The organism is Leptospiraceae bacterium, from assembly GCA_016708435.1.
Taxonomy (GTDB): domain Bacteria; phylum Spirochaetota; class Leptospiria; order Leptospirales; family Leptospiraceae; genus UBA2033.
The window spans coordinates 369,185-388,226 of record JADJFV010000033.1 but is presented as its reverse complement, the minus strand read 5'-3'; the positions used below and the strand labels follow the sequence as shown (position 1 = coordinate 388,226).

The 19,042-nt window shown below is 36.0% G+C and carries 14 protein-coding genes; 3 read left to right on the top strand and 11 right to left on the bottom strand.

Annotation, left to right across the window (positions count from 1 at the left end):
• Window positions 1-15: 15 nt before the first annotated feature.
• From IPH52_22525 to IPH52_22500, 6 genes are all read right to left on the bottom strand, one after another.
• Window positions 16-834 (bottom strand): hypothetical protein, encoded by an 819-nt coding sequence (locus IPH52_22525; protein MBK7057775.1) that lies wholly within the window; start codon window positions 832-834, stop codon window positions 16-18.
• A gap of 241 nt (window positions 835-1,075) precedes the next feature.
• Complete coding sequence (locus tag IPH52_22520; GenBank protein ID MBK7057774.1) at window positions 1,076-1,894, bottom strand: hypothetical protein; 819 nt, start codon at window positions 1,892-1,894, stop codon at window positions 1,076-1,078.
• Window positions 1,895-2,235: 341 nt separating this feature from the next.
• The gene (locus IPH52_22515) at window positions 2,236-3,054 is read right to left on the bottom strand and encodes a hypothetical protein (GenBank protein MBK7057773.1); all 819 of its coding nucleotides are present in this window, start codon (window positions 3,052-3,054) and stop codon (window positions 2,236-2,238) included.
• A 352-nt stretch (window positions 3,055-3,406) separates the two neighbouring features.
• Window positions 3,407-4,225, bottom strand: coding sequence for a hypothetical protein (locus IPH52_22510; GenBank protein MBK7057772.1), 819 nt, complete (start codon window positions 4,223-4,225; stop codon window positions 3,407-3,409).
• A 122-nt stretch (window positions 4,226-4,347) separates the two neighbouring features.
• Window positions 4,348-4,455 carry a DUF1554 domain-containing protein gene (locus tag IPH52_22505; GenBank protein MBK7057771.1) on the bottom strand — a complete coding sequence of 36 codons (108 nt, stop codon included), beginning with the start codon at window positions 4,453-4,455 and terminating at the stop codon, window positions 4,348-4,350.
• An 84-nt stretch (window positions 4,456-4,539) separates the two neighbouring features.
• Entirely contained in the window at window positions 4,540-6,042 is a 1,503-nt protein-coding gene (locus IPH52_22500) for an OmpA family protein (protein MBK7057770.1), read from the bottom strand.
• A gap of 915 nt (window positions 6,043-6,957) precedes the next feature.
• Here IPH52_22500 and IPH52_22495 point away from each other — a divergent pair.
• Window positions 6,958-7,836: a hypothetical protein gene (locus tag IPH52_22495; GenBank protein ID MBK7057769.1), complete on the top strand. Its 879-nt coding sequence runs from the start codon at window positions 6,958-6,960 to the stop codon at window positions 7,834-7,836.
• Window positions 7,837-7,847: 11 nt separating this feature from the next.
• On the opposite strand, the gene IPH52_22490 is transcribed toward IPH52_22495, so the two are convergent.
• The 3 genes from IPH52_22490 to IPH52_22480 all read right to left on the bottom strand — a co-directional run bounded on the left by IPH52_22490 (window position 7,848) and on the right by IPH52_22480 (window position 12,418).
• Complete coding sequence (locus tag IPH52_22490; GenBank protein MBK7057768.1) at window positions 7,848-10,184, bottom strand: PAS domain S-box protein; 2,337 nt, start codon at window positions 10,182-10,184, stop codon at window positions 7,848-7,850.
• Window positions 10,185-10,521: 337 nt separating this feature from the next.
• Window positions 10,522-10,902 (bottom strand): hypothetical protein, encoded by a 381-nt coding sequence (locus IPH52_22485; protein ID MBK7057767.1) that lies wholly within the window; start codon window positions 10,900-10,902, stop codon window positions 10,522-10,524.
• 268 nt (window positions 10,903-11,170) lie between these two features.
• Entirely contained in the window at window positions 11,171-12,418 is a 1,248-nt protein-coding gene (locus IPH52_22480) for a response regulator (protein ID MBK7057766.1), read from the bottom strand.
• A gap of 592 nt (window positions 12,419-13,010) precedes the next feature.
• Here IPH52_22480 and IPH52_22475 point away from each other — a divergent pair.
• Both IPH52_22475 and IPH52_22470 read left to right on the top strand, forming a co-directional pair.
• Window positions 13,011-13,883: an ATP-binding cassette domain-containing protein gene (locus IPH52_22475; protein MBK7057765.1), complete on the top strand. Its 873-nt coding sequence runs from the start codon at window positions 13,011-13,013 to the stop codon at window positions 13,881-13,883.
• On the top strand, window positions 13,883-17,455 hold the full coding sequence (locus IPH52_22470) for a hypothetical protein (GenBank protein ID MBK7057764.1): 3,573 nt from the start codon (window positions 13,883-13,885) through the stop codon (window positions 17,453-17,455). The genes IPH52_22475 and IPH52_22470 overlap by 1 nt, the downstream gene beginning before the upstream one ends.
• Window positions 17,456-17,484: 29 nt before the next feature.
• Here IPH52_22470 and IPH52_22465 read toward each other — a convergent pair whose 3' ends face one another.
• Window positions 17,485-17,811: an OB-fold domain-containing protein gene (locus IPH52_22465; GenBank protein ID MBK7057763.1), complete on the bottom strand. Its 327-nt coding sequence runs from the start codon at window positions 17,809-17,811 to the stop codon at window positions 17,485-17,487.
• A complete protein-coding gene (locus IPH52_22460; GenBank protein MBK7057762.1) occupies window positions 17,811-18,977 on the bottom strand; it encodes a thiolase domain-containing protein in 1,167 nt (388 codons plus the stop codon). Before IPH52_22460 ends, IPH52_22465 begins: the two co-directional genes overlap by 1 nt.
• Between the last annotated feature and the right edge of the window lie 65 nt (window positions 18,978-19,042).

The following is a 19,042-nucleotide window of genomic DNA, read 5'->3' as shown; positions in this document are numbered from 1 at the left end:
AGTTTTGTTTTACGACTATCTCCAACCTTCGTAGGTTAGTTCACCGTGATCTTTATATAAACCTTCAACGGCAACAGACGGTGCTCTTGTATGACCGATGTATTGTCCATACGTTACATTTCCACCAAAAGGCCAAATCCCTTCATACTGAATCAGTGAACTCTGACATTTTGAAAGACCGCCTACTATGCTGTAACCGCAAGAGGAATGGTAAGCAACTGCATAGTCATCTTCTCCAGGAAGAATTGCAGATGCACCAATCATTCCTTTGTAACCAGGGACATGGGCGATAGTTACTCCGCCTGTATTGTTGTGATTAAAAGAAGATCTAGCATTGCTAACGATAAGCGCTACATCCATTGCATTCCCACCATAACCAAAGGTTATTCCATTCAAAGCAGAGGCTAATTCAGAACCACCAGAAGCTGCGGCTAATGCTGTTACTCCTGATATCTTAAATCCTAAGCTAGAGGCAGTTCCACCTAAATTAGATAACCAATATTCAGTTGCATAGCAACCAGCACTGTGACAAACGATCTTGCAAGTATCAAGACCCTTACACTGATTGACCAATACAGTTGTCAGATTGGTTTGTGCTCTTGCAGCTCCATAAGTTCTTGGATCAGTTGTTCCATCATAACCTACGAAATACTTTATTCCTGATACTGCGTTAGGCGCGGTTCCCCAATAATTGTTTACATCGGTTGTTCCCGTTCCATTGTGATTCGAGCTTGATTTACCGTGAACGAAAACAGTGATTGTTCCCGCAGACAAAGAAGCTGATATAGCAAGGGAAGCAGCTACGACTAATAACTTGATTTTTGATTTAAGCATTTTTTTTCTCCATTCCTCTTTAAATTCTAACGAATAACAATTTTAAGAGAATGAATACACAAAGGCAAATTAAAAAAAATACTTTGAAACGTTAGGCGCTTTATTTTGTAGGGGTTATCTTTAGTATCCGCAGGTAGTATTTGCAGATTGCAAATTTTTTTTTCTATGTATAAGAACAGTTAAAAAAAGAATTTATATCGTAAGGACGTGATGAATCACGTCCTTACATTTTGTTTTACTACTATCTCCAACCGTCGTTGGTTAGTTCGCTATGATTTTCATAGAGACCTGCAACAGGGACAGAGCCCGCTCTTACATGACCTGTAAATTGAGCATAGGTCTTGTTAGAATTGAAAGGCCAAACTCCCTCAGATTGAGTAATAGAGCTTTGGCATTTAGACAATCCGCCTACAGTTGAGTAACCGCATGAAGAGTGGTAAGCAACCGCATAGTCATCTTCGCCTGGAAGAATTGCAGAAGCCCCAGCCATTCCTTTGTATCCAGGAACGTGAGCAACTGTAACTCCAGCAGTATTGTTATGGTTAAAAGAAGATCTCGCTGTTGTAACAATGAGAGCTTTGTCCATAGCATTTCCAGAATAACCAAATGTAATTGCATTTAACGAGTTCGCTAATTCAGAACCACCAGATGCAGCAGCTAATGCTGTTACGCCGGAGATTTTGAAACCTTTACTTGAAGCAGTTCCACCTAAGTTAGATAGAAAGTATTCAGTTGCATAACAACCAGCACTGTGACAAACGATTTTGCAAGTATCAACACCCTTACATCTTTGTGTTAAGACAGTTGTAAGGTTAGTTTGCGCTCTTGCAGTTCCGTAAGTTCTTGGATCAGATGTTCCATCATAACCTACGAAATATTTTGTCCCAGCTACTGTATTTGGTGATGCACCCCAGTAATTGTTTACGTCAGTTGTGCCTGTTCCATTGTGATTTGAGCCTGATTTTCCATGAACGAAAACAGTGATTGTTCCCGCAGACAAAGAAGCTGACAATACCAAAGAAGCAGCCACAACTAATAAGTTAATTTTCGATTTAAGCATTTTTTTTTCTCCATTTAAGTCTCGATTCTCGAAACCCTTTAATGCCAACGGTAAGAAGGCTAAAAAGAATCATCAACCAAAAAAAAAATAAGAGGAAAAAATTTTCAATAGTAAAAAAGAAAACTGAACGTTAGTTTAAAATGAAATGATTTACATAAAGAAAACTGATAAAAAAAGTTTTTTATTATTTAGTTTATGATCTTTGTGGAGTATGACTGTTATCTCCAAGCAAGAAGGGAAGTGTAAACGGACTAGGGATTTATAATTTCAAAAAAATGATTTCTGTTGTAGAGACGCAATAGATCGCGCCTCTACAAACACAAAAGTGTTTTACTGGAATACTATCTCCAACCGTCGTTGGTTAGTTCGCTATGGTTTTCATAAAGACCTGCAACAGGAACAGAAGGTGCTCTTGTATGACCAGAATACTGTGCATACGATACATTAGAATTGAAAGGCCAGATTCCCTCAGATTGAGTAATGGAACTTTGGCATTTAGACAATCCGCCTACTTTAGAGTAACCGCAAGAAGAGTGGTAAGCAACCGCATAATCATCTTCCCCTGGAAGAATTGCAGAAGCACCGATCATTCCTTTGTATCCAGGAACGTGAGCAACTGTAACTCCAGCAGTATTGTTATGGTTAAAAGAAGATCTAGCATTGTTAACAATGAGAGCTTTATCCATAGCATTTCCTGCGTAGCCAAAAGTAAGACCATTTAAAGCAGAAGCTAACTCAGAACCACCAGAAGCAGCAGCTAACGCTGTTACACCGGAGATTTTGAAACCTTTACTTGAAGCAGTTCCACCTAAGTTAGATAGAAAATATTCTGTTGCATAACAACCAGCACTGTGACAAACGATTTTACAAGTATCAACACCCTTACATCTCTGTGTTAAAACAGTTGTAAGATTTGTTTGCGCTCTTGCAGTTCCGTAAGTTCTTGGATCAGATGTTCCATCATAACCTACAAAATATTTTGTCCCAGCTACTGTATTTGGTGATGCACCCCAGTAATTGTTTACATCAGTTGTGCCTGTTCCATTGTGATTTGAGCCTGATTTACCATGAACGAAAACAGTAATTGTTCCCGCAGACAAAGAAGCTGACAATACCAAAGAAGCAGCTACAACTAATAAATTGATTTTTGATTTAAGCATATATTTTTTCTCCTTTTTGGATTTCGATTCTCGAAACCCTTATTGACAATGTTAGGTAAATGAATCTCAATCATCAACCTAAAAAATAAAAGTAGAAAAAAATTACGAATTAAAAAAGCATTAGGCTATCCGTCATCGGCTTACAATTATTATCCACGAAAAGAATTGCAGAATACAATGACATCATTAGGCAAAAACAGTATTGCTTTAGGTTTACATTCAGAGTTTTAAGAATTCAAGAGTGATTAGAGTAGAAGAAAGCCTTTTATAAATCTAGCACAAATGCACACCGATGAGAAAAACAATAACGTAAGCTTGTCCGTGTGCATCCGTAGTAAAAAAGAATTCTAAACTATCTCCAACCGTCAGCAGGAAGTTCTCCATGGTTTTTATACAAGCCTTCTACGGGAACGGAAGGTGCTCTTGTATGACCGGAATACTGTGCATAGGTGCGCTTAGAATTGAAAGGCCAAATTCCTTCTGATTGAGTAAGTGAACTCTGGCATTTAGAAAGTCCGCCTACTGTTGAGTAGCCGCAAGAAGAATGGTAAGCAACCGCATAATCATCTTCCCCAGGTAAAATTAAAGAAGCGCCAAACATTCCTTTTGATCCAGGAACGTGTGCGATAGTTACGCCTGCGGTATAATTATGATTAAACGATGATCTTGCATTACCAACGATCAAAGCTTTATCCATTGCATTTCCAGCAAAGCCAAATGTAATTGCATTCAAAGCAGAAGCTAATTCAGAACCACCGGATGCAGCGGCTAATGCCGTTACTCCAGAGATTTTAAAACCTTTACTTGATGCAGTTCCACCCAGGTTAGATAACCAATATTCAGTTGCATAGCAACCAGCACTGTGGCAAACAATTTTACAAGTATTAACACCCTTGCACTGATTGATTAATACAGTGGTAAGGTTAGTTTGCGCTCTTGCTGTTCCGTAAGTTCTTGGATCAGATGTTCCATCATAACCTACGAAATATTTTGTCCCAGACACAGTGTTTGCATTTGCACCCCAGTAATTGTTTACATCAGTTGTGCCTGTTCCATTGTGATTTGAGCCTGATTTTCCATGAACGAAAACAGTAATTGTTCCCGCAGACAAAGAAGCCGACGCTACAAGGGCAGCAGCCACAACCAATAAATTGATTTTTGATTTAAGCATTTTTTTTTCTCCTTTTTGGATTTCGATTCTCGAAACCTATTATTGCCAATTATAGGTTCTTTGCCCAGAGCGTGCAATTAAAATATTCTTTTCTCAAGCTATTTTCGTTCCAATCGAATTCGTTAGATTGGAACGAGGACATAGATTGAGGCAGAATTTGTGATTATGATTACTGTTCCGTCAGTGCGAGTATAGAGTTGATTCGGACGTAACACCCAATATATGCCCATCTCCCGTGTTAGCGGGTTTCATAGCATCAGAATTGCAGAAAGAATCAGCACTGACAGACGTCCCACTCACGAGAAAACTTTCTGTTACTTCAAAGAAAAGCTGATTGTTTTCAGTTCTTTTTTATTAATTTCAACGATCTTGTTGTCTATATTTGCTGTCACTGTATTGCTCTTCATTTTAATAAGCTTTCCAATTTTTCTCTGACTGTTCTTATAGATGAATGTGCAGGACTGTGCTTTTTCTGCATTGGATTTAAAATTCTTCTTTGTTATCACTGTAGATTTATCCTGGTCTGCACTTTTTTCTTTCGTTGCAATGCTCATTATCACTTTTCGATCATTTGGATTTCCATTTAATAAATCCTCTTCTTTCTTTCTAGCCGCACTGGAAGACATGGGTTTAACAATGATTAGCTCCTTACTGATATTATGTTTCTTCATGATATAGTCTTTTACAACGGCGGCTCTTTTTTGGGAGATAATTTCATTTATCTTATCATCACCCTTTGCGTCCGCATAACCTTCAATAGTCACACCGGTAATTTTCAAACCCTTGATTGCTTGAAATGAATCATCAATGCTTTGCTTTTGTTCATCTGTTAGAGCAATTGCATTTTTTTCATAATTACTAACCTGGGAAGCTTTCTCTGTAATATTATTGTCGTTTAGTAATACATCCAATCCTTCTTTACTCTGATTAGAAATTCCATAATGGAAGAAAAAATTACTACTCTGATCTACATTCAGAACTTTATCATTCCAACGCATAAGAATCGCGCCATCTAAATATCTTTCATCTCTGGTAACAATTCCCCAGGCAAGACTGTTAAAATAAGGCCAGCTTCCTATTAACCATTCATCTGGAGAATTACCCTCTTCTTTTAAAATCACATTTCCGGTTAACTTCGTATTATCCGTTCCCGATTGATAGAGTAGAATTCCCTTTGGAATATTTTCTCCTGAAAAACTAACTTCTTCTGGCATTAGGGTAAAATCGTTCTTAGCCTTTGTATAGACTGCAACCTTTGGACCATCGTTATCATCAATCATTGTATCAATTAAAACAGCAAGACTCACAGGTTGATTCGTCTTTGACTTATTTATAATATTATATTCTACCCGATAGTATTTAGGACTTATCTCTGTAGTCACATGCTCTAATTTATCATCCGTTGGAATTAAATACTGTTCAATTTCAAAATCTAAGAAGCTAAATTTCACTATGCTAATTCCACTGTAATAATCAATTTCTTCTGTTCCAGAAATATAAGTAGCCTCACAAAAACTGGCATTGTTGCTTGCTAACTTCTGTCCTACTTTGAAAACAAAAAAGGAGGTAGAGCGTGGACTCGGATAACCATACATTAGCCGCTTATTCCCAATTCCAATTGTAAATCTTCCATCCGTTGGACCTTTACTTGCCTTTTGCTCTTTGGGACAACCCTGCTTCCATGCCGCCTGCACATTACCGCCCGGCGTATACCCCTCATTATCCGCTACACTTCTAGAACCAGTGCTCGTATTGCTAGTCGAACTACACATAGCTAGCTCGATTAGAACTAGAATCATCAGTATTCTCTTAAGCATCTCTTATCTCCTAAATGGTTTATTTTCTTTGGTTCTAATTTCTCTTGAAATCAATTCCAATACCTAAGTATGCACCGATTTTTTCTTTGCTGTCAATACCTCAAATAGCGTATTTTTGTTTGGAATTCTTTCAAAATCAGCGAATCACTCTAAAATATAGAATCATTTTAAAAAAATATTTACCTTTACCATATATAGTTCTAACATTTGCTTAAATTAGTTTTTTTCGCAACGATTCTAGTGAATTCTATGAATAAACATGGGAGCTGTGACTATTCCAAGGGTCTATCCATTGGCTAACTCCACAGATGGAAATGGAGATTATTCATTTGATATAACGGTGTTTTTGTAAAATACGATTAATTCTCGGGGCGTAATTCAAAGTGCCAATGTCTTAATTGTTTCATCGAATTTACGTTGAATATTTTTAAATCTATGATTATATCAAAGTCAAAATAAAAGTATATATAATTGGAGAAAATGATTTTGTTTTATGGAAAATTCTTTTCTATAAAACAAAATATGAAAGAGAAAAATGGAAGTTATTGGCTTGATAGGATTTATTATTTCTGGAATTGCATTTATGATATCGAGTATAAAAAATGGAGACAATTGGGCTTTGTCGGGAAGTATAATTTGGATCCTATCTTGTATTCTCTGGCTAATTCCCTATTTTAGAAAAAAATAATTTTAGATTTTCTTTCTAGTAATTCGCATTTAACTTCTTTCATAATTCAATTCAATACTATTCCCACAAATGAAAAGAAAGGCGATTTTTAGAGAGTGCTGGGATATTGAAATCTGGCAATTGCAGGGAAGCATTTTTATAAATAGCGGTTAATTCGTATTAAGTTACCAATTCAGATTGAAAAAAGATTGAATTAATATCCAATTTTCTAGTTTTAGATATTTATTATGCTGACTGCAAAGAATGAAATCATTTCAGGAATATACACTGAATTTTTAAGTTATGAATCAAATTCAGATTTGAATATTATTATTTTTCCAGGAAATCCTGGGATTGCTTCTCTTTATATTGAACTAGCCCAAATATTAATTCAAAAGCTAAATGGAAAGGTAAATCTGTATTCAATTAGCTATGCGGGATTTACAAAACAAAAGCCCGAGAAGAAATATTCTTTGCAGGAAGAATTGGATCACAAAGTAAAAGTTATAAATTATTTAAAATCAAATTGGTCAAAAAAATCTAAAGTTGTAATTCTAGGTCATAGCATTGGAGGATGGTTAGGCAAAGAATTAATCAAACAAATGAAGGAGGATATAAATCCAAAATTGTTTTTATTGTTTCCCTTTATTTCGAAATCAGAAAATCCTATGCAAGTAAATTTTTCTCAGTTCCTGGCAAATCCAAATTATACAAGGCTTGCCTTAGGGAGTTATAGAATTTTTAGAAAAATTCCAACCGGAATTATTTTGTCCATGATTAAGCTATTGTATTCTCATGCTTCTGAAAAAGCGAGGGAGCTTATCTTAGAATATTTTATTTCTGAAAATCATATTTTGGAAAGTATATTTTACTTAGCAAATAACGAATTCGAATCACTTTCCGAAGATGTGGATGTTTCGTTTTTTCAAACTCATAAAGATTCAACAATTCTTTTTTATTGTGCAGATGATATGTGGGCTTCTCTTTCTCAATTAGAAAATTTAAAAACAAATGTGATAGGAATTAAATCAGAGACACTTCCTTTTGTTACACACGATTTTTGCGTCAATCCCAATCAATGTGAAATCGTTGCCGAAAAGATTGTGAGCTATTTACAATTAGTTTAAAAAAAAAAGAATTAAAATGAATTTGGGGGGCAGATTAATATGCTGAATGTAAATCGGCTTCCCTTTCCGAGTTCACTTGTTACCCAAATTTTTCCACCTTGTTTTTCTACAAATTCTTTGCATAGAATAAGTCCGAGTCCGCTTCCTCTTTCGTTATCGGTTCCATTCTTACTTACCTTTGAATCGATTCGGAATAGATTTTCTAAGCGCTTTTCGTCAATGCCAGTCCCTGTGTCAGTTACAGATACTTCCAAATAGCCTTCTCTTTTTTCAGTGGATATTATAACTTTTCCATTGGGGTAAGTAAACTTAATAGCATTGGTGAGTAGATTTCGTAAAATTGTGTTAAGAAAAAATTCATCGGCATACACTGTATCTGCGTCAAGCAATTCGGTTTCAATGGAAATATTTTTCTTAAAGGCAATGCTACTGACAAGTGGAATCATGAATAGGATTAAATGGTTTAGGCTAATATTATTTAGCCTCACACTTAACTCCCCCGTTTGCGCTCTTGCCCAGAGAAGTAAGTTTTCCAAAAGGGAATATGCAGATTTAGAAGAAGTTTGGATCAACTCTGTATATTTAAAGAGCAGATTGGAATTTTCGAGTTCCATTTCTTTTAGTTTCGTTTCTAGTAAATCTGAGATTCCGATGATTCCACCAAACGGATTACGCAGATCATGCGCTATGATATTAAAAAATTTATTTTTAGTATTGTTTATTTGTTCTAAAGCTTTCATATAATGGTGAAGTTCTTTTTCTACTTCTTTGCGCTTATGTATATTGGTAACAGCAGTTCTAGTTACTTGCATTCCATTTTCTAAGGAGAATGGCAATGAATCGAGCCTGACCCAAAATTCTGAATTGTCTTTTCTTTTCATCCTAACTTCACATGATCGCGCTTTTCTTGTTCTCACTAATTCCTGTTCAAAGAAATCAAAATTATCTTGATCTTGAGGACAAATGAATCTTTCAATGGGCTCTTCTCGAAAGCTATGAGTATCATCCCATTCCAAAAGAGTGGCTAATGTTGAGTTTACCTCTAAAATGATTCCATTCTCGTCCAAAGTAAAATAGCCTACGGGTGCTAAATCATAGAGATCGAAGTAACGCATCTTCGTTTTCACTAACTCATCTTGTGTATCATATAACTCTTGGTATTGCGCTTCCAATTCAATTTGATGAGATACTAATTCTTCTTCTGCATTCTTTCTTATTGTTATATCTGTTCGAATAGCAAAGTATTCTTCTACTTTTCCATCCTTATTTTTCAAAGGTGCTATAGTTGTGGCTACCCAGTAGTAGCTCCCATCTTTGGCAAGATTTTTAATTTCACCGTGCCAAGTGTTACCTTCTTTGATCGTCGAATACATATTCGTAAAAAATTCTTTTGAATGATATCCTGAATTGATAATTCGGTGGTTTTTCCCGATTAGTTCCTCTTTCGAATAGCCGGAAATTTTACAGAATTTTTCATTTGCATAGATGATCGTTCCTGCTAAATTTGTGATGGCGACTATCGCATGTTGATCAATGGCAAATTGACGCTGCAATAGATCATTATGCGCTTTTTCAATATTTTTATTCTTTGCCTCTATCACTTGATCTTTCAGATTTTGTTCCGTAATATCTCTAATTGTTGCCTGAAAAAACTGATCCGGTCGGTAAACTACCGTAATCTCAGTGAGTGCAATGCTTTTATCTTTACGTAAAACTCGACGAATGCTTGTTAGTCGAACATTGGATTTAATTTTCTCCAATTGTAATTCTTTGTTTGCCAAATCTTCTGGATGAATGATATCCGAAATCGATAAAGTTAATAACTCATCTCGTGAGTATCGGAATAATTGACTCGCTGCATCATTTGCGTCGGTAAACTTTCCATTGGAATCAGTTATAATCATTGCATCATGACTTTGTTCAAATAATAAACGATAGTGCAATTCACTTTGCTTCATTTTATTTTTGGCTTCAAAGAGGTTGAGTGCCATTTTGATAGAGGTGCATAGAACTTGGATCTCTGATTTTTTTGGTATGTATCCAAACGATGAAACTAGCTCTGCTTTTTGGAGTATTTCCTGTTCAATAAGGGAAGATAAAAAAATAATTGGAAAGTCTTTTTCAGTAAGGATTGATCTAGCTAGATCGATTCCATCAATGTCCCCTCCTAAATCAATATCCATTAAAATTAAGTCGATAGAATTGTTCGTGCGAATCAATGAGATGGATTCATTTGCAGTCTTAGCAGTTAATACCGTATAATCACAACTCTCCAGTGACTCCTTGTTTACAATTGCAAGTAATTCATCGTCTTCTACTAGTAGTATGGTATATTTATTTTTTATCATATATTAAAAACCTCTAGATTTACTTTATTTTACCATACTCGAACAAACTTGAGACACCATATATTGCATTATGCACAGCCTTGGATTTTTATAATAAAATGTAAACTAAAAATTTCATCTAACAATAATTTACCGCACCATCATCCATTGATATGGAGACTATCGCATTTTCTATAGGAATTTTCTATGCTTGTATTGTTGAAATACAGGACTCTAAAATAAGCGGTAAATGAATATGAATGCAGTGTGCGGATTTGGATTTTATTTTGCTTGAGATCCCCGATATCGCTTGGCGGTTGTGGCGATAGCGGGTGGAATACAGTATGCCGCTAGAGTTTCAAGGTTTTGCTTCTATCAGATAAAGTCTCCCTCTAGAAATTTGAAACCAGGAAGTTACGATGCTTAAGATCTGAAGACCAAGCGTAAATAGATAAGCATCAACCCAGAACACAGGTTCGAAGCAAAGCCCTACTGTGATAATAAGAAGTGCGCCCCCGGTGATGATTCCCAAAATAAGAAAGATATAAACTAGAATTTTAGGAAAAAGAGAATAAAACTTTTTTTTAAGAAAAAGAAGTATTAATAGTCCCGTCAGAACATTATAAATAGATTGGTATCCTAACACAAACCACAGAACTACAAAAAAAATTCCGCCCATGTCAGTTGCAAACAACAGAGAGGGAAGTAAAAGCAAAGACCAAAAGAGTATTTTATTCATACCAGTTTCCTTATTTATCCAGATATTTTTTTCTATCGCTATCGAGCAATTTTAATCTTGCATTCTTGTTGTTACATCTTTCATTTATCTTTTTAGTAAGCTATTAGAAAATTTTTCTTTCTAGAAAATTGCATTCAACTTCTCGATAATTCTATCCCCTTCTTTCCCACAAATTAAAAGCTTAAAGAAAAATCGGATTGCGTCTCTTTCATAAAAAGGTCTTTTGAATTTAATGGAGTAAAATTTGCCTCTTTATTAGACTTGCGAATTAAATTTCAAATGTCAAGGTACACCTTGTTCCATCATGATTTTCAATAGTAAATGTACCGCCTAATTGTTCACTTAGATTTTTAATTATCATAATACCGAATGTTTCTGATTTACTGATATCAAAACTTTTAGGAAGCCCATTACCGTTGTCCTGTATTGTTAGTGTTATTTTATTTTTAACATTTTCAAGAGAAATATTTATCAAGCCGGATTCTCTTCCTTTGAATGCATACTTTGTGATATTTAATTGAAGCTCGTTGAGGATAATACCAAGATAAAACACTTTTTTTGAAGAAAGACTGAATTCATCGATCTGCTTAGTATAAGCAATAGTTAAATTCTTATGAAACAAGGAAGCGAAGGAATCAATAAGGTGATCTAAATATTTTTTTGTGGAAATATTTCTATAATCATCACTGATTAAAAGTAACTCATAAAGAACTCTTATGCTACTAATACGACCGATAGTATCATGCAAAACAGAAATAGCTTCAGGATTACTAATAGATTGTGACTGCATTAATAATAAGGCTTCAATAGAAGACATATTGTTTTTGACGCGGTGATGAATTTCTTTGAGAAGAATTTCTTTCTCTTCTTTTTGGAATGCAAGTTCTTTGTTAGCGATAATTAGTTCAGCAGCCCTTTTCTCTTTCTCTTCATTCTGGAATACGAGTTCTTTATTTGCAATAATCAATTTCGCTGCTCTTTTTTCTTTTATTAATAATTCATTTTTTAATTTAGTATTAGCGTCGAAAAGTTTAAATGCCATTTTTATGGATGCATCCAAAACTGTAATACTTGAATTTTTTACCACATAGCCATACGAGGTAATCCTTTCTGTTTTTTCAACGATATCAGTCTCTGTGTGACTTGACAAAAATAGAATGGGGATATCTCTTTTCTTGAGGATTATTTCGGCAGCTTGTGTTCCATCCATCCCTTCGCCTAAATCTATATCCATAAGAACAAGATCAATTTCACTTTGACCCTGAAATACCTCAATTGCTTTTTCGGCTGTATTTACTAAAACAACATTATATCCAAAATTTTTAAGAGAAGTTTGTTTGCTTTCTGGCAGTATCACAAATTCAACGGCGTCTTTTGTTATTACCTGAATTGCTTTTTCACCGTTATTTATGGTTACAACATTATAACCATATTTTTCAAGAGACATCTTTGCTGCCATGGCAATAATGATTTCATCTTCAACGAGGAGAATCGTTTTCTTTTTTTCACCGCTCATTTTTTATTTTTCTGTCTAGAACTCTGCATCTCACTTTTATCCTCGCTCTCCGAAATTCTACTTAAATGTATTCCTTGGTTTGGCTAACGCAATTATTTCATAAGTTGAACTTTTGAGAATCTCTTTTCTTTCGCTTTCCAGTTTCTTTCAAGTAATCTGCATCCAACTTCTCGATAATCCTAATCCAACAAATTAAAAGATTAGCAGTTATAAAGATATACCTCTATTATCCAGAAAGAACCAGTTTTTAAAACTTGTCGATCTCATTCAAGAGTAATAATAAAGTCATTCAAATTAACTATAGCCCCAAAGGGGCGCAATACTCTTCGCATGGGTGTCCGTTTAACCCTGCATAAAAATAATCCAAAAGAGGAACTGCAACATGGGGATAAGCGTGGTAATCATTTATAAATTCTTCGGGTCTCCCTGCCTCTACGGCAAGCTGTTTTAGGAGGAATTTATAGAGTTTCGATTTTATTCCGATAACGACTTGGGAAGCGATGACAAATTGTAAGCGATTCCTAGGATGGACGCGGTAAGCGCAGTTTATTCTTTTTTATTTCTTACAAATACGATTTATGAGGAGTCATTCATGCAATTAAAGATTGAAAATATTTCCAAGACTTACAAAGACGGGACGAAGGCTTTGCAGGATATTGAGCTTACTCTTTCGCCGGGAGTCTTTGGACTGCTCGGACCGAATGGTGCGGGGAAATCTTCTCTTATGCGCACGATTGCTACTTTGCAGACTCCCGATACTGGAAAGATTTCTTTAGATGGAACAGACATAGCGGATAATCGTGAGTATATCCTAAAGAGACTCGGCTATTTGCCGCAGGAGTTTGGGCTTTATCCAAATCTAAGTTGTGAATTTACACTCGATCATTTCGCTGTATTAAAAGGAATTAGTAATTCCAAAGAAAGAAAATCTCTCATCGACTCGATTTTACAAAAGGTAGATTTAACTGAATACAGAAAGAAAAAAGTAGGCGGCTTCTCCGGTGGGATGAAACAAAGATTGGGAATAGGAATTGTTCTTTTGAATAATCCTTCTCTTATTATAGTAGATGAGCCTACGTCAGGGCTTGATCCAATCCAACGAAATAAATTTAATAATATACTCTGTGAAATTGAAAAGGAGATAATCATCATTTACTCCACTCATATTGTAGATGATGTAGAAGAAGCCTGTTCCCAAATGGCAATCATGGCAAATGGAAGAATTGCAGAGCAAGGAAATCCCCACGAATTAAAAAATAGATTAGAGGGGAAAATATGGATTAGACACATTCAGAAGTCAGAGCTTTCTTCTTTTGAAAATAAATACAATGTTCTAATTTCAAAACTCAGCGCAGGAAGGCAAACCGTCAGGGTATACAGTGAAGATTCACTTGCAAGCAATGGATTTGAAAAAGACAATCCTACCTTAGAAGATTTTTATTTCTATACTCAGAGGAAAAAATAATGCTCTGGAATATTTTTAAATTCGAAATCAACTATCAATTTAGAAAACCAGCCATTCATTTTATAATGGGATTGTGCTTTTTTCTATCTGCTTTTATTTTTTATATGACTCTAGAATATTCGCCTGCCAGATTATACTTTAGCAATTCACCCGGAAGTCTTTCTGATTTTTACTATGGTCAATTTCTATTCATCTTGTTATTCACGGCAGGAATTACAGGCAATTCTATTCAAAGAGATTGGGAATATAGAGCAGAAGAAATTTTTTACACAACACCAATTCGAAAATGGGAACTTTTATTCGGAAGATTTATTGGTAGCTACTTTGTATTAGTCTACATTTGTCTTGGAATCCTTTTGGGGACATTTACTATTTACCTCTATCCAGAAAAGTATGCAAGTAAGATAGGTCCTTTTGTTTTTCAAAATCACTTCTTACCTTTTTTTACAATCTATATTCTAAACACTCTCCTTTACGGCTTATTGACATTTGCCATTGCGATTTTAATTCCCAGTCAGATACTACTTTCTATCTTTGGCGTAATTGTCTTAATCATTTCCGGATTTGTAGAGAAGCTTGTGACTGATATTGAATACTCCCCCTATCTTTCTATTTTAGACCCAAGTGGACGTGCTGCGGCAGACTTGGACATGAAGTATTGGACTCCACTCGATTATAGAGAAAAATATCTAAGACTTGAAAATTTCTATCTCCTCAATCGCTCTGTCTGGAGTTTTATTTCTGTGGGATTATTTGTATTTGCCTACGTTAAATTTTCTTTTACTAAAAATGTGAAATTGGATTTATTTTCTTTATTTAGTTTTAAAAAGACAAATTTCGATTTGCCGAATCAGAATAATTTGCCACCAATTTCTTCCATTCAAATTAGAGAGTCCAAGTTATTTCAATTCTATACACTCTGTAAAAGCTATTACTTTCAAATCCTAAAAGATTTTCCATTTTTAATACTCTCTCTCATCGGTTTCATCTTATTAGCCTTTTCTCTTTATCGTGTAGATAGCCAGATGACTTTTCATATTCAGGCATTGAGCTATGTAGTAGCAGGAGAAGTATTGGGGGCTGTTGCTCTTTCGTCCTATTTTATTTCTATGTTCTATGCAGGAGAGCTTATCTATTGGGAAAAAAAGCATAACGTTCACGAGATCAATGATTCAATCAACATTCCTACTATCTTAATCTATGTTTCCAAATGCGTGTCTCTACTCCTTGTTATCCTCACGATGACTTTGATCGGACTTGTGATGGGAATTATCACTCAACTACTCAAGGGAAATTATGAAATCAACCTAGCGGTATATATCCATACTCTGTTCAGTTTTGAAATTGGTTATTATGTTTATATGATCTTGCTTATCTTTTTTATTCAGTCAAGCATGAATCATCGCATCGCCGGCTATGGTTTCATCACTCTACTCTATTTGATATTCGTTTTAACCGTATCTAAGTTTAATTGGCTCGACCATCTCTATATGCCGTTTATTTCCCCTGGAGTAACTTATTCGGAGATGAATGGATATGGGCATTTTATCAGCAGATACTTTGTAGTAACCGCTTATTGGATGAGCATAGCTCTCTTTTTATCTGTAATCGGGTATTTATTTTACAATCGAGGAACGGACGACAGCTTTCAATCGAGAAAGTTAGAGGCACTCAGAAGATGGAGCGGCAAAGCAAGAGTATTCACCTTCGTAGTTTTATTAGCAAGTATATTCCTCGGAGGCGTGATCTATTATAACACTAGAATCTTAAACAAAATGAGGTCTCCTTTAGATTCTGAAAAATCTTCTGCTTCCTTTGAGAAAAAGTATGGCAAGTATAAAAACACAGTTCAGCCGAGGGTAATTTCCCTATACTCCAAAGTAGATTTATTTCCAGAAAAAAGAGAGCTCTATGTAAGCTCGGAAATGATTTTACAAAACAAATCACAAGAAAGTATTTCAGAGATAATGGTAAATTACAACGAGGATATTGATTTTAAGAACTTTCAATTTTCTAAATCGGGAAAATGGATTCTAGAAGATAAAGAGCTACAATTCAAAATCTATCAATTAGAGGAAGCATTAAAGACAGGGGAAGAGTGTAGGCTAACATTCGATAGCTCCTATGCAAAGAAAGGATTTCCTATGATCGGCTTCTTTGACAGTGTTGCAGAGAATGGAAGCTTTGTTGGTCTAGACATTTTACTTGTAAATATTGGTTATGATCCGTCGATTGAAATTAAAGATCCATTCAAACGAAAGAAATATGATTTACCGGAAAGACCGCAGGACCCAGCGATAGACGACAAAGAGGCTCAAAAATTTTCTCTATTTAGAAGAGACTCAGACTTAGTAGATATGAAATTTCAGTTGAGCACTTCTCTCGACCAAACCATCATTGCTCCCGGTAAATTAATTAAAAACTGGAAAGCGGATAATCGAAATTACTTCCTTTACCAACCGGAAGTAAAGACAGACTTGTTCGCCAATATTGTATCCGCCCGCTATGAAGTCCTGCGCGATAATTGGAACGGAGTAGACCTAGAGATATATTACCATAAGCCGCATACATACAATATAGATCGAATGATGGAATCAATGAAAGATTCCCTGACTTTATTTACAAAAGAAATCGGACCCTACCCGCATTCCTTTCTTCGTGTATTAGAATTCCCTCGCTATGGCTCTTTTGCTCAGTCCTTTCCGGGAACGATTCCTTATTCAGAAAGTATGGGATTTATTCAAAAAATGAAAGAGGGCGATTTGGACTTTATCTACTTTGTGACTGCTCATGAAATTGCGCATCAATGGTGGGGGCATCAGCTATTACCCGCAAGTGTAGAAGGCTCCAATGCATTATCAGAGTCCTTAGCAGAATACTATGCTCTGCTCGTAGTAGAAAAAAAATACGGCAAAGAAAATATTGGTAGATTCACTAAATACGATATGGATTCCTACTTAAAGTCTAGATCGGGACTCAGTGAGCCAGAAAAGCCCTGGTATAGAACGAATAACCGCTACGGGGGAACGCTTTACCAAAAGGGTGGAATCATTCTTTACGGCTTACAGTATTTAGCCGGAAATGAATTCGTATCGAAAGGAATACGAAACTACTTCGAGCAATACCAGAACAAGACAAATCCGTATCCAACTACCCTACCGCTACTTGCCGAATTAGAAAAAATAATTCCAGCAGATTATAGCTATTACCTCGAAGATTCATTTAAGACTGTAACTGTCTTTGACAGTAAAGTGGTTAATGCTAGTTTGGCGACAGAAAAGGATGGGACTTATTTAGTCACAGCAGAGATAGAGTTAAAAAAATTTCGTTATGATCTAAAAGGGGAAGAAACAGAAATCCCAATTCAAAAAGAAGCAATCGAAATAGGTTTGCTACCGGAAACAGACGATAAGACTAATATAGAGATTCCGCTTGTTGTAGAGAGAAAAATTTTATCAGGAAGCAAACTAGAAGTAAAACTTCGGTCTAAACAAAAACCGGTTTATTTTTCTATAGATCCGTTTCATATTTTAATAGATAGAGATTTACAAAACAACAAAGTGAAGTTGTAAATCCCTATCTTGTGAGGAATTGAAAAAACTTATGCCGCTTGGAAGATTGGCTCTTGTCTTTCGTCCATATGTTTAAATTTGACTTTATCCCCAATAGCAACAGTTTTTAGATTTGCATCTTCGACTATGGTGAGAACTTTTAAGCCTTCCCTTAAGTCTACAATCGCAAGCACATAAGGAGCCTTAGCCGCTAAATGTCCGAAGCCAACGTTTACTACTGTGTAGGTGTAGATGGTTCCTTCTCCGTTGAATTCAATTTCGGTGAGGGAATCACTTCCGCAGCTAGGACATGCGAAAGATGGCTCTAGCATAAGAAAGTTACATGAGTTGCATTTTTTTCCTTTAAGTGTATTCATTATGAAAAATCCTTTTGTAAAATATGAATGGCTGCTACTGCCCCGGGTCCGCCTAACACATGCGTAAGCGCCGTGCGAGCGTTTTTGACTTGTCGATCGCCTGACTCTTCTCTGAGTTGAAACGTCATTTCAACTACTTGACCAACACCGGTCGCACCTACCGGATGACCTTTTGCTTTGAGTCCACCGGAAGTGTTTACTGGTAATTTGCCGCCGAGTCTAGTATGACCGTCTAATGTGTAAAAACCACCTTTCCCTTTTTCTACAAAACCTAAGTCTTCAATGTTGATGATTTCAGTGATTGTAAAACAGTCATGGCATTCTAGAACATCAATGTCTTCGCGCTTAACGTTTGCCATTTTAAATGCTTCGTCTGCTGCTTTGATAGTAGCTGGAAAACTAACAGAATCCTTTTTCATGGATAATGTAAAGTAGTCGCCACCTACAGCAGATGCTTTGATGCTAACTGGTTTTTTCGAAATAGATTTTGCTTTTTCACGCGTAGTAATTACCACACAAGCCGCCGCGTCAGTCACGAGTGACATATCATGAAACCCAAGAGGAGTTGTCACCATTCTAGCATTCATGATATTTTTAAGTGGAACAATTTTTTGTTTATGCGCATAAGGGTTCTTACTCCCATGAAAGTAATTTTTCTCGGCAACTGTGGAAAGCATTTCTTTTGTTGTTCCAAATTCGTGCATATGACGCATAGCGTTTAACGCAAATCCAGAAGGACCGGATACGCAGAATTTGCCTTCAAACTCAAAGTCCTGTCCCTTACTTACAATTTCCATTGTCTTAGTTGGATCTTGCGTATTCATTTTTTCTACACCAAGCACAAGCACAGTGTCAAACCGACCACTCGCTACAGCATGAAAGCCTTGGTTAAGTGCTAAACCGCCTGACGCACAAGCACCTTCTAGTCTATACGCAGGAACATTACCAATTCCTAATACAGTAGAGACGTAAGATGCCATCGTGTTTTGGCTGTTGAATTCGTTGCCTGCATAATTTCCTACAAAGACCGCTTGGATTTCTTTGCGGTCAATGCCTGAATCTTTAATCGCACCATTACCCGCTTCCGTCACGAGTTCGCGCAAATGTTTGTCAGCATGATTGCCATGCTTCGTTTGAAATGCTCCAATAATTGATACTTCTCTCATAATTTCTCCTTTTTTTACCACCGATGGGCTTTACCCCTGTCACCTCGAACAGCCGTTAGTGAGAG

Excerpts from the sequence above, each read along its gene's own strand:
- IPH52_22525 (MBK7057775.1), bottom strand. The coding sequence starts at position 834 with ATGCTTAAATCAAAAATCAAGTTATTAGTCGTAGCTGCTTCCCTTGCT.
- IPH52_22520 (MBK7057774.1), bottom strand. The coding sequence starts at position 1,894 with ATGCTTAAATCGAAAATTAACTTATTAGTTGTGGCTGCTTCTTTGGTA.
- IPH52_22515 (MBK7057773.1), bottom strand. The coding sequence starts at position 3,054 with ATGCTTAAATCAAAAATCAATTTATTAGTTGTAGCTGCTTCTTTGGTA.
- IPH52_22510 (MBK7057772.1), bottom strand. The coding sequence starts at position 4,225 with ATGCTTAAATCAAAAATCAATTTATTGGTTGTGGCTGCTGCCCTTGTA.
- IPH52_22505 (MBK7057771.1), bottom strand. The coding sequence starts at position 4,455 with ATGGGCATATATTGGGTGTTACGTCCGAATCAACTCTATACTCGCACT.
- IPH52_22500 (MBK7057770.1), bottom strand. The coding sequence starts at position 6,042 with ATGCTTAAGAGAATACTGATGATTCTAGTTCTAATCGAGCTAGCTATG.
- IPH52_22495 (MBK7057769.1), top strand. The coding sequence starts at position 6,958 with ATGCTGACTGCAAAGAATGAAATCATTTCAGGAATATACACTGAATTT.
- IPH52_22490 (MBK7057768.1), bottom strand. The coding sequence starts at position 10,184 with ATGATAAAAAATAAATATACCATACTACTAGTAGAAGACGATGAATTA.
- IPH52_22485 (MBK7057767.1), bottom strand. The coding sequence starts at position 10,902 with ATGAATAAAATACTCTTTTGGTCTTTGCTTTTACTTCCCTCTCTGTTG.
- IPH52_22480 (MBK7057766.1), bottom strand. The coding sequence starts at position 12,418 with ATGAGCGGTGAAAAAAAGAAAACGATTCTCCTCGTTGAAGATGAAATC.
- IPH52_22475 (MBK7057765.1), top strand. The coding sequence starts at position 13,011 with ATGCAATTAAAGATTGAAAATATTTCCAAGACTTACAAAGACGGGACG.
- IPH52_22470 (MBK7057764.1), top strand. The coding sequence starts at position 13,883 with ATGCTCTGGAATATTTTTAAATTCGAAATCAACTATCAATTTAGAAAA.
- IPH52_22465 (MBK7057763.1), bottom strand. The coding sequence starts at position 17,811 with ATGAATACACTTAAAGGAAAAAAATGCAACTCATGTAACTTTCTTATG.
- IPH52_22460 (MBK7057762.1), bottom strand. The coding sequence starts at position 18,977 with ATGAGAGAAGTATCAATTATTGGAGCATTTCAAACGAAGCATGGCAAT.